Below are 2,917 nucleotides of genomic sequence, written 5' to 3'. Positions count from 1 at the left end.
CCCCGGTGCGACACCTGCACACCCTTCGGCCGACCCGTCGACCCCGACGTGAAAATCACATACGCCAACTCGTCGAGGTCGATCGGCCCGGGTAGGGCCGCGCGCACGGCACCGTCGGCCGTGGCCTCCTCGACGCCGTCGTCCAGGGTCCCGTCCACCCGGAGCACGTCGACCCCGGCGCCGCCGAACCGGTCGGCGTACCGCTGCGAGGTGATCGCGACGCGGGCACCGGCGTCGGCGAGCATGGCCGCGATGCGACCCGGCGGGTACGACGGGTCGACCGGCACGAACGCCGCACCCGCCTTCCACACCCCCACCATCGACGCCACCAACTCCACACCCCGGTCCAGCAGCACACCCACCACCGCACCGGCACCCACACCCCGGCCGACCAGGCTCCGCCCGATCGCGACCGCGCGGGCGTCCAGGCCCGCGAAGTCGACCGAGCGGCCACCCGGCTCGGACACGGCCTCCGCCGACGGCGTCTGCGCCGCCCGCGCCTCGAACTCGTCCAGCACCGAACGCGACACCGCCGACACCGCCGACGCCCCGTCGGCCAGCACCACCGACACCTCACCCGCCGGCAGACACACCACCGACGCGTCACCGTCCACGTCGGCCACCATCGCCTCCAGCACCGCCCGGTACATGCCACCGAGGCGCAGGACGTTGGGGTAGCTGACCTGGTGCGGCCGGGCCAGGATGTTGAGCACGCCGCCGAGCGTGGAGACGTGCAGGCCGAACTCGCCGCTGGCCTCGTAGATGGCGTCCTCGAAGTCGACCCGCTCGGTGTCGACCTGTTCGAAGTCCAGGTAGTTGAAGAGGATCTCGATCGGCCGGCGTCCGTCGCCCAGGCGCTGCACGGCCGGCAGCGGGTAGCGGCGGTGCGGCCACAGCTCCAGCTCCCCGGCGAAGGTGTTGCGGATCAGCTCCCGCCAGGTACGCGCGCCCGCGTCGTGCACGAACGGCAGCGTGTTCAGGTGCATCCCGTAGACCCGGTCGGCGCCGGTCACCTCAGGCCGGCCGTGGCTGACCAGCCCGCTGGTGAACACGGGCTCGGCGGTGAGCTGACTCATCACCTTCAGGTGCGCGGCCAGCAGCACGCTCTTCAGCGACGTGTCGGTACGGCTGGCCAGCTCGCGCAGGTCGTCCATCAGGTCGTGCAGCGGGACCCGGGTGCCGCACTCGTACTCCGGGACCGACTCGTCCTCGCCCCAGCCGGCGGGCAGCTCGAAGACCGGCCGGGCGACGACGCCCTGCCAGTAGTCGCGGTCCTCGGCCGACGCCAGCGCCTCGATCTCGCCGGCGACGAAGTCGGCGTAGCGGACCGGGGGTGCCTCGAACGCCGCCGGCGCGCCGGTGTCGCGCAGGCTGCGGTAGTTGTCGAGGATCTCCATCAGCAGCGAGTGGTGGCTCCAGCCTTCGAGGATGCCGTGCGACATGGTCAGCACGAACCACCACGTGTCGTCGCGGCCGGCCGCTCCGGCGATGCGCATCTGCGGGACCTGGTCGGGGGTGAACGGCCGGGACCGCTCGGCGGCCAGGTACGCCCGCAGTCGGTTCTCGGCCTCCTCGTCCGTGCCGTCGCGCAGGTCGAGCAGCGTGACGTCGACGGGCACCTCGGCGTGCACGAGCTGCATCGGCACCGAGAAGCCGGTCAGGTCGAACGACGTACGCAGGATCTCGTGGCGGTCCACGACGGTCCGCACGGCGCGGCGCAGCGCGTCGCCGTCGAAGGCGTGCTCGTCGCGGATCGGGAACGCGGACACGTTGTGGTAGGTGCGCCGCTCGGAGTCGGAGAGGGTGACCACCAGCATGGCGAGCTGCACCTGCGCGCACGGGTACGCGTCGGCGAGCCCGGCGGGCAGCCTGGCCCGGTCGGCGTCGTCGAGCAGGCTGAACGGGGCGACGGCCCGGAACGCGGGCGCTGCCTCCTGGTCGTCCCCGCCGGCGAGGTGCGCGGCCAGGGCGGCGACGGTGCGGTGCACGAAGACGTCGCGTACGGAGACCGGGTGCCCGGCGTTGCGCAGCGCGCCCACGAGCGCGATGGCGCTGATGGAGTGCCCGCCGAGGTCGAAGAAGCTGTCCTGGGTGCTGACCTGCTCCAGGTTGAGCACCCGGCCCCAGATGCCGGCCAGCTGCGCCTCCAGCTCGGTCGCCGGGGCGACGTGCTGCCGGTGCGTCGGCTCGGCGGTGTCCCAGAGGGCCGCGCGGTCGACCTTGCCGTTGGCGTTGAGCGGGATCGCCTCCACGGCCACGAACTCGGCCGGGATCATGTACTCCGGCAACTGCTCCGCGCACCGCTGCCGGACCCGGTCCAGCAGGCCCGGCGTCGCCGACGCGGCCGGGCGGTAGAACGCCACCAGCCGGTCCGACTCGCCGACCAGGGCGACGGCGTCGCCGACGCCGTCCGTGCCCTCGACGACCGCCTCGATCTCGCCGAGTTCGATGCGGTAGCCGCGGATCTTCACCTGGTGGTCGACGCGCCCGACGAACTCCACCGCCCCGTCGGGCAGCCGCCGCACCAGATCCCCGGTGCGGTACATCCGCGATCCCGCCGCGGCGAACGGGTCGGGCAGGAACCGCTCCGCCGTCAGTGCCGGCTGCCCCGCGTACCCACGAGCCACACCCACACCGCCCACGTACAACTCACCGACCACACCCACCGGGGACAACTGCAGATCCCGGTTCAACACGTACATCGTCATGCCCGGCAGAGCCCGACCGATCGGCACCACCGGACCCGCCTGCTCACCCTCGACCGGGAAGATGCAGGTACCCACACTCGCCTCAGTCGGCCCGTACTCGTTCACCAGACCGCCCGCACCCAACAGGCCCAACCACCGGTTCGCCAACGCCGCCGGCAACGCCTCACCAGCGACCACCACCACCGCCGCCAACGACGCCAACGCCTCAT

The 2,917-nt window shown here is 72.6% G+C and carries 1 protein-coding gene; it reads right to left on the bottom strand.

Going from position 1 to position 2,917, the window contains the following annotated elements:
• The coding region (locus tag ACTMS2_RS29200; RefSeq protein ID WP_441178255.1) for an AMP-binding protein at nt 1-2,885 on the bottom strand (2,885 nt) is incomplete at its 3' end.
• Nucleotides 2,886-2,917: the final 32 nt, after the last annotated feature.

The sequence above is a fragment of the Micromonospora sp. SD12 genome (assembly GCF_052068495.1).
Classification (GTDB): Bacteria; Actinomycetota; Actinomycetes; order Mycobacteriales; family Micromonosporaceae; genus Micromonospora; species Micromonospora echinofusca.
The sequence above is the reverse complement of the archived record's forward strand: the minus strand, read 5'-3'. Positions and strand labels throughout refer to the sequence as shown.